Annotated in this window: 8 protein-coding genes and 1 pseudogene; 4 read left to right on the top strand and 5 right to left on the bottom strand. The window is 50.5% G+C overall.

Going from position 1 to position 7,591, the window contains the following annotated elements:
- From V7D78_RS14940 to V7D78_RS14925, 4 genes are all read left to right on the top strand, one after another.
- A partial coding sequence (locus V7D78_RS14940; RefSeq protein WP_333609255.1) for a DsrE/DsrF/TusD sulfur relay family protein occupies nt 1–287 on the top strand: 287 nt, incomplete at its 5' end.
- Nucleotides 287–643 (top strand): sulfurtransferase complex subunit TusC, encoded by a 357-nt coding sequence (tusC, locus tag V7D78_RS14935; protein ID WP_333609254.1) that lies wholly within the window; start codon nt 287–289, stop codon nt 641–643. The genes V7D78_RS14940 and tusC, both read left to right, overlap by 1 nt.
- Nucleotides 644–645: 2 nt before the next feature.
- Nucleotides 646–912 (top strand): DsrH/TusB family sulfur metabolism protein, encoded by a 267-nt coding sequence (locus V7D78_RS14930; protein WP_333609253.1) that lies wholly within the window; start codon nt 646–648, stop codon nt 910–912.
- Nucleotides 903–1,244 (top strand): TusE/DsrC/DsvC family sulfur relay protein, encoded by a 342-nt coding sequence (locus V7D78_RS14925; protein ID WP_333609252.1) that lies wholly within the window; start codon nt 903–905, stop codon nt 1,242–1,244. The genes V7D78_RS14930 and V7D78_RS14925 overlap by 10 nt, the downstream gene beginning before the upstream one ends.
- Nucleotides 1,245–1,247: 3 nt before the next feature.
- Here the strand turns inward: V7D78_RS14925 and serS are convergent, their stop codons facing one another.
- From serS to V7D78_RS14900, 5 genes and pseudogenes are all read right to left on the bottom strand, one after another.
- The gene (serS, locus tag V7D78_RS14920) at nt 1,248–2,537 is read right to left on the bottom strand and encodes a serine--tRNA ligase (protein WP_333609251.1); all 1,290 of its coding nucleotides are present in this window, start codon (nt 2,535–2,537) and stop codon (nt 1,248–1,250) included.
- Nucleotides 2,538–2,632: 95 nt separating this feature from the next.
- Nucleotides 2,633–3,967, bottom strand: a complete 1,335-nt coding sequence (locus V7D78_RS14915; RefSeq protein ID WP_333609250.1) for a replication-associated recombination protein A — start codon at nt 3,965–3,967, stop codon at nt 2,633–2,635.
- Nucleotides 3,968–4,008: 41 nt separating this feature from the next.
- On the bottom strand, nt 4,009–4,743 hold the full coding sequence (gene lolA, locus V7D78_RS14910) for an outer membrane lipoprotein chaperone LolA (protein ID WP_333609249.1): 735 nt from the start codon (nt 4,741–4,743) through the stop codon (nt 4,009–4,011).
- Nucleotides 4,744–7,326, bottom strand: a complete 2,583-nt coding sequence (locus V7D78_RS14905) for a DNA translocase FtsK (RefSeq protein ID WP_333609248.1) — start codon at nt 7,324–7,326, stop codon at nt 4,744–4,746. It lies immediately after the preceding gene.
- Nucleotides 7,327–7,470: 144 nt separating this feature from the next.
- A pseudogene (locus tag V7D78_RS14900) lies at nt 7,471–7,591 on the bottom strand (leucine-responsive transcriptional regulator); the annotation flags it as partial.

Genomic DNA, 7,591 nt, shown 5'->3' with positions numbered 1-7,591 from the left:
GCCAGGCGGCAACTGCAGAAGGTTTTGCTATAGAGCAGGTGTTTTTATATGAAGACGCTGTGCTGGCCGCTGCCGCTGACATAGATTTACCCTCAGATGAACCTAACTTAGCCGCCCTGTTGGGTGACTTTTGTGCTGCTTTAGCGATACCATTATTATTTTGCGTGACCGCTGCCGAAAAACGAGGCGTATTAATTGAGCATCCTAACGCGCCTTATCAGGCAGCTGGCCTGGCCGAATTTGCCATGCGCCTGGCCACACCTGCGACTAAACTGGTGCAATTCTGATGGCTGCCATACTGGTGATACAGCACCAGCCGCCTTTTAATAGTGCTAAAGCCCGCGAGAATCTGGATTTAGTGTTAGCCCTGGCCGCAGTCGATCATCAGGTCAGTCTCTTGTTTAGCGCTGATGCGGTGTTTCAATTATTGCCCGTCGCTGCAGATACTCGTATCCCATTAAAGCCTTTTAACCGCAGTTTTAGCCTGTTTGCCATGTACGATATCGAGCAGCTCTATGTTTGTCAGCAGTCGATGCAACAACGTGGTCTGAGCCTTGAGCAACTGCTGCCGGGCGTACTGGCATTAACTACTGCAGAGATTAACGCCCTTATTAGCCGCCAACAGCAAGTGATAAATGCCTGATCATGAAAGTCATCACACTCATTACCCCAGATGTTGAACCAGCAGAACTAGCGGCCTTTTGTCAAAGCGACGACTGCCTGTTGCTGCGCCAGGACGCGGTTTTTTTGTTGTTACAGCACGCTATTCACTGGCCAACAGCGCGCCTTTTCGTGCTGCACTCAGATTTACAGTTACGTCAGCTCAGTGCCCCTGACAGCTTTGAGGTCATTAACGAGCAGCAATGGGTACAGCTGATTGCCGCAGCAGAGCAGCATCTGTTATGGCAGTAGATCATCTGGTGATTGGTGAGCGAAGATTGGCGCTGGATAAACATGGTTATCTGGCTGATATTAACGCCTGGCAGCCGGCAGTGGCTGAGCAGTTTGCCGCACTTGAGGGCATAACGCTGACCCCTGCACACTGGGAAGTGATCGATTTTGTGCGGGATTTTTATCAGCAGCATGCCAGCTCGCCAGCGATGCGGGTACTGGTCAAGGCCATGGCGCAGCAACTGGGCGCTGACAAAGGCAATAGCATCTATTTATTTAGATTATTTCCTCAAGGCCCGGCCAAACAGGCAACACGTCTGGCAGGTTTACCTAAACCTGCCAGGTGTTTATAAGCCCTATTTAAGGTAAGTTTGCCCCGCCATATAAGGCTGTAATACCGCCGGAATTGCCACAGTACCATCGGCTTGCTGGTAGTTTTCTAAAATAGCCACCAAGGTGCGTCCCACCGCTAAGGCGGAGCCATTTAAGCTGTGCATCAGTTCCGGCTTTTTCATCTCTGGCGTGCGATAACGCGCCTGCATGCGTCGGGTTTGGAAATCGCCCATATTGCTGCAAGACGAAATTTCGCGGTAACAGTTTTGCCCCGGTAACCAGACCTCTAAATCATAGGTTTTACAAGAGCCAAAGCCCATATCGCCGGTACATAACAACATGACCCGATAAGGTAATTGCAGTAATTGCAGTATTTTTTCGGCATCAGCAGTTAATTGCTCCAGCGCCTGCATCGACTGCTCTGGCTGCACTAATTGCACTAACTCGACTTTATCAAACTGATGCTGCCGGATTAAGCCACGGGTATCGCGGCCATAAGAGCCGGCTTCACTGCGAAAACACGGCGTGTGGGCGGTAAACTTTAATGGCAGCTGGCTGCTGTCAATAATGCTGTCACGTACCAGGTTGGTCACCGGCACTTCAGCGGTGGGGATCAATGCCAGGCCCTGCCCTTCTTCGGTGGCCGGTTTGGTATGGAATAAATCGCCGCCAAATTTAGGTAACTGGCCGGTGCCATACAAGCTGTCATGATTCACCAGATAAGGCACGTATAACTCCGTGTAGCCGTGCTCAGCCGTGTGTATATCCAGCATAAACTGCGCCAGTGCACGGTGTAAGCGCGCCATCTGGCCTTTCATCACGGTAAAACGGGTGCCCGATAACTTAACACCGGCTGCAAAATCCAGCCCCTCGGCAAAGGCTTCACCTATAGCAACATGATCCTGTGGCTCAAAATCAAAAGCTGGCAGCTCACCAACACGGCGAACTTCGACATTGGCACTCTCATCAGGCCCTTGCGGTACCGTCAGGTCAGGCAGGTTTGGGATGGTCAGCGACAGTTGCTCCAGCTCAGCTAAAACTTTATCCAGCTGCTGTTTGGCATTATCCAACTGGGCACCTAAACCATCGACTTCAGCCAGTAAAGGGCCAATATCTTCACCGCGGCCTTTTGCCTGGCCAATGCCTTTAGATTTGGCATTACGCTGGTTTTGCAGCTCCTGGGTCTGAATTTGTAATTCCCGCCGCTGCAGCTCTAATGCAGTCAGGGTGGCAACATCCAGTACAAAACCGCGGCTGGCCAGTCTGGCGGCCGTTTGTTCAAGTTCAGAACGAAGAAATTTTGGATCTAACATAATATCAACTTCAGTTGGGCAGACCAGATGCCTGCTACAGTTAAAATAATTGCCGCGAATAGTAACCAGCTCCGCCTAAAATTGAAATGCTTTCGCTATTTTTTTAGTCTTTGCTGTGGGCTTGCGGCATCTAACTGGCGTAAGTAAGCCAGTTTTTCAGCCAGTTTTACCTCTAAACCGCGTTGTTGCGGCTGGTACAGAGTCTCTGCTGCCAGCTCTGGTGGTAAATAACATTCACCTGCGGCATAGCTACCTTGCTCATCATGGGCGTAGCGATAACCGGCACCATGGCCCAGCGATGTATTCAAGGCGGTGGGCGCATTGCGCAAATGCAACGGCACCGGATAAGCCGGTGCCTGCTCAGCCAGCTTTTTGGCTTGTTTAAAGGCCACATAAACTGCATTGCTTTTTGGCGCCAGGGCTAAATACACAGTAGCCTGAGCAATAGCCCGCTCGCCTTCAGCCGGCCCCACCCGCTCAAAGGTATCCCAGGCATTCAGCGCCAGCGTCAGTGCTCTGGGATCGGCATTACCAATATCTTCACTGGCAATAGCCAGTAACCGTCTGGCCACATAGAGCGGGTCGCCGCCACCGGCCAGAATACGCGCAAACCAATATAGGGCTGCATCAGGATCAGAGCCGCGCACCGATTTATGAAAAGCAGAGATCAGGTCGTAAAACAGATCGCCGTCTTTATCAAAACCGGGCAATTGTTTTGGTGCTAACTGGCGAATGTGCTCGGCAGTGATCAGGCTTTGCGCAGGCAGCAGCTGGCTCAGTTGCTCCAGCAAATTGAGCAAGCGCCGGGCATCACCATCGGCCAGCTGTAACAATAGGGCCTCGGCGCCAGCCTCAACCTGCAGTTGACATTTACCCAGCCCCAGTTCGTCGTCGGTTAACGCGCGCTGCATCACCTGGCGTAAGTCATCAGCACTGAGTGGGCTTAGCACACAGACACGGGCTCGCGATAACAGGGCATTATTAAGGGCAAAGGCAGGGTTTTCGGTGGTGGCGCCTATAAAAATAATAGTGCCATCTTCGATATAGGGTAAAAAGGCATCTTGCTGCGATTTATTAAAGCGATGCACTTCATCCACAAACAATAAAGTGCGCCCTGCACCTTGTTGCTGTCGTTGCTGCGCCTGACTTATCGCCTCACGGATGTCTTTTACGCCACTGGTCACCGCCGATAAGGTTAGTAAGCTGGCATTAGCATGACGGGCAATAATGTCTGCCAGAGTGGTTTTACCGCTACCTGGCGGGCCCCACAAAATCAGCGAATACACCTGCCCTGACTGAATCGCCCGGTATAAAGCACCATCCTTTGCCAGCAATTGTTGCTGGCCAGCATAGTGTTCCAGGCTGGATGGCCTCATGCGGGCGGCAAGAGGCCGCACATCATCACTAAAATCCAGCGGCAAATTGCTCATCGCGATTTCATACCCTATTCACTTACCATCAGCCAGTTGATTTAGTTTTCACGCAGGCGCTGATCGTCTACATCCAGCTCGGGCGTAACGGTAAAGTGGAATGTCTCTTTGGCCAATACCGGGTTTAATTTGGCCTGGCTGAACATAAATACGCTTTGCTGCTGATTAATATCGATGACCTGCATCTGCTGCAAAATATCATCGCTAAATTGCAACACCAACTGCTGCACCGGATTGTTGCTATCTAAAGGGTGAATATAAAACTGTTGCTGTTGCATGGTCACCTGATAATCCTGCCACAACGCGGTATCGGCAGACGTCAGCAGAGCGAAAGGCGTCTGCCCTACTTCACTTTTAGCATCATAGATGCTGACCTGCTCTAATAACTCATTATAAAACCACAGGCTTTGGCCATCACTGACTAATAACGCCGGCTCAGGCTCAGTGCTTTCAAAACGGAAAAAGCCCCCTTGCTGCAGCAGTAACACGCCCTGCCCCTGTTGCAGCAATTGTTGCTGATTATCAAATACTTGCTGCTGATAATGGGCACTAAAACTCTTCACCCGCGACAACTGTGCCATTAAATCGGCACTGGCATCATCTGCGGTCAAGCGCTGCGACTGCAGCCGCTGCATATGAGGCGCAAAATTCGGTGCTGCGAACACTTCAGCGACGTAATTGGCTTGGGGCGTTTGCGCTGCCTCTGGCTGTTTAGCTGCTTGCAAAGGTAAGGCCCACAGCGCCATTACCACAGAAAATCTGACCGCCTGCTTCATTTAATACCCCTTACCTGGTGATGGCACCAGTACTTCACGATTACCATTATGGCCCGGCCCGCTGACCAGGCCACTGTGTTCCATTTGCTCAACCAGCCTGGCGGCGCGGTTATAGCCTATCCTAAATTTACGTTGCACACCGGAAACCGAGGCCCGGCGAGATTCAATGACAAAGGCCACCGCCTGATCGTAAAGCGGATCGGCTTCCCCGTCTTCAGTTTCCAGCGTTTCACCTGGCAGCAGGCTATCTTCAGTGGTATCTCCACTAAGAATTTCCGCAATATAATTTGGCTTACCGCGTTTTTTCCAGTCAGCGACCACGGCATGGACTTCATGATCATCAACAAAGGCGCCATGCACCCGGTTGGGTACACCTGAGCCAGGCGGTAAATACAACATGTCACCCTGCCCCAGTAAGCTTTCAGCCCCCTGCTGATCTAAAATGGTGCGTGAATCAATTTTTGATGACACCTGAAACGCAATACGGGTTGGAATATTGGCTTTAATTAAGCCGGTGATCACATCAACCGATGGCCGTTGCGTCGCCAGAATTAAGTGAATACCTGCCGCCCGGGCTTTTTGGGCAATACGGGCAATTAACTCTTCCACTTTTTTGCCAACGATCATCATCATGTCGGCAAATTCATCGATAACCACCACTATGGCAGGTAATTTCTGCAATAACGGGGCTTCAGTGCGCATATCATCTGAGAGTTTCCACAGCGGATCTTTAAGCGGTTGGCCCTCGGCTATCGCCTCTTTGACTTTGGCATTGTAGCCTTTGAGGTTACGCACCCCTAAAGCCGACATCAGCTTGTAACGCCGCTCCATCTCACCGACGCACCAGCGCAAGCCATTGGCGGCATCTTTCATATCGGTAACCACTTCAGTTAATAAATGCGGTATACCTTCATAAATAGACAACTCCAGCATCTTGGGGTCTATCATTAAAAAGCGCACATCATCTGGCGTAGATTTGTATAACAAGCTACAAATCATCACGTTTACACCTACCGACTTACCTGAGCCGGTAGTACCGGCCACCAGTAAATGCGGCATCTTGGCTAAATCGGCCACCACAGATTTACCCGCAATATCTTTACCCAACACCATGGTCAGCGCCGATTTAGACTCGGTAAAGACTTCATCACCAATCACTTCGGATAAGCGCACAATTTCACGATGCTTATTTGGCAGCTCCAGACCTATGTAGGATTTGCCGGGGATAACCTCTACTACGCGCACACTGATAGCCGATAGCGAGCGCGCCAAATCTTTAGCCAGGCCGGTAATTTTACTGACTTTTACCCCTGGCGCTAAGTCCAGTTCAAAGCGGGTGACCACAGGGCCAGGGTGCACCCCTACTACCTGCGCCTCAACGTTAAAATCTAATAACTTTGCTTCTACCAGCCTGGATACCCGCTCCAGATCAGCCGGATCTATAGGGTTAATCGCTTTATCAGGCCGGTCTAATAACGCCAGTGAGGGTAACTCTTCCAGCGTATGCTGCACTTCTTCCACATCATCTAAATCAGCATCGACATCATCATTTATAGTGTTAATAGCTGAGCCCTGACTGACACGACGACTGCTGTCAAAGTCCAGTTCATCGTCGTCATCCGGAAACTGCATCAGCGGATCAATGTCAGGCTCTGGTGCTAACTGAGCAAAGGTTTTACTGATATGCGCCTCATTATAAGGCTCATCAATAGCACTAAATGACAACTGTTCATCAGCCAGACTATCCACACTGTAATAAGATTTCGCCTGGGTTTTGACATCGAGCGGGGTTATAGGTAACGGCTCGGTTTTGGCCTGGCGGCTAAATAGCTTACGCCGGCTTATGGCAGGAATGGCATCTTGCTCTGATTCTGCTTCAGCGGCTTGCAGTGTCTGTCGCTGCTGAGCAGCATCCAGTGCCAACTGTGGTTCAGTGTCGCTATCGGTATCTTGCTGTGCTTGACGACTTAGCGCTTTGCGCACGCGCTCTGGTAAACGCCACAAGCCCCGCAACGCGGCATAACATGCCGCGCCAATGGCATCAGCTACCGTTAACCAGGAAATACCGGTCATCAGCGTCAGGCCTGCGGCCAGGCCACAGAGTAAAATCAGGCTGGTGCCAATAAAATTAAAATAAGGCTCTAACTTGGAGCTCACCATATCGCCCAGCGCACCGCCTGATGAAAAATAATAAATATCATTAAAATTCATACTGCTAATGGCCGTGGCGCAGAATAACGTCAGCAATAAGCCCAGCAGCCTCAGGCCTAAAATCAGATAGTCCAGGCTTAACAAATCATGAAAGCGTTTAAACAACAGATAGCCGCTCAGGGCTAATAGTAATGGCATCACATAAGCTAACCAGCCAAAACTGAACAGCAAAATATCCGCCAGCCAGGCCCCTATAGGGCCGGCATAATTACGCACTTCGGTTTGATAACCGGTTTGCGACCAGCTGGCATCGGCGGCATCAAAGCTTAATAACGCCAATAGTATAAATAACGCCAGGGCGCTAAATAAAATTAAGCCGGCTTCTAACAGACGTTGAATACCATTTAATGGAAAAAGTACTTTGCTTTGCAAATGCAGGGCCTCATCTTTTTATCTTACACTGACTATCCGTGACAACCTGCTTAAGATACCAGAGCAAGCGTTAAAGTGCATCTGCGATGTATACCCAATGCTGGCTTAACCGCCGCTGTATAACGGGCAAAAGACAAGGCGTGTTCAGCCTTGCAGCGGCACAAAACTGCTTTGCTTCACTTCCTCCATCACCACATAGGTGCGGCTTTCGCGCACACTGGGTAAACGCAACAAGGTTTCGCCCAATAATTCACGATACGCCGCC

This window comes from Arsukibacterium sp., from assembly GCF_036735525.1.
GTDB lineage: Bacteria > Pseudomonadota > Gammaproteobacteria > Enterobacterales > Alteromonadaceae > Alishewanella.
Note: the sequence above shows the minus strand (reverse complement) of the source record. Positions and strands in the feature narration are given on the sequence as shown.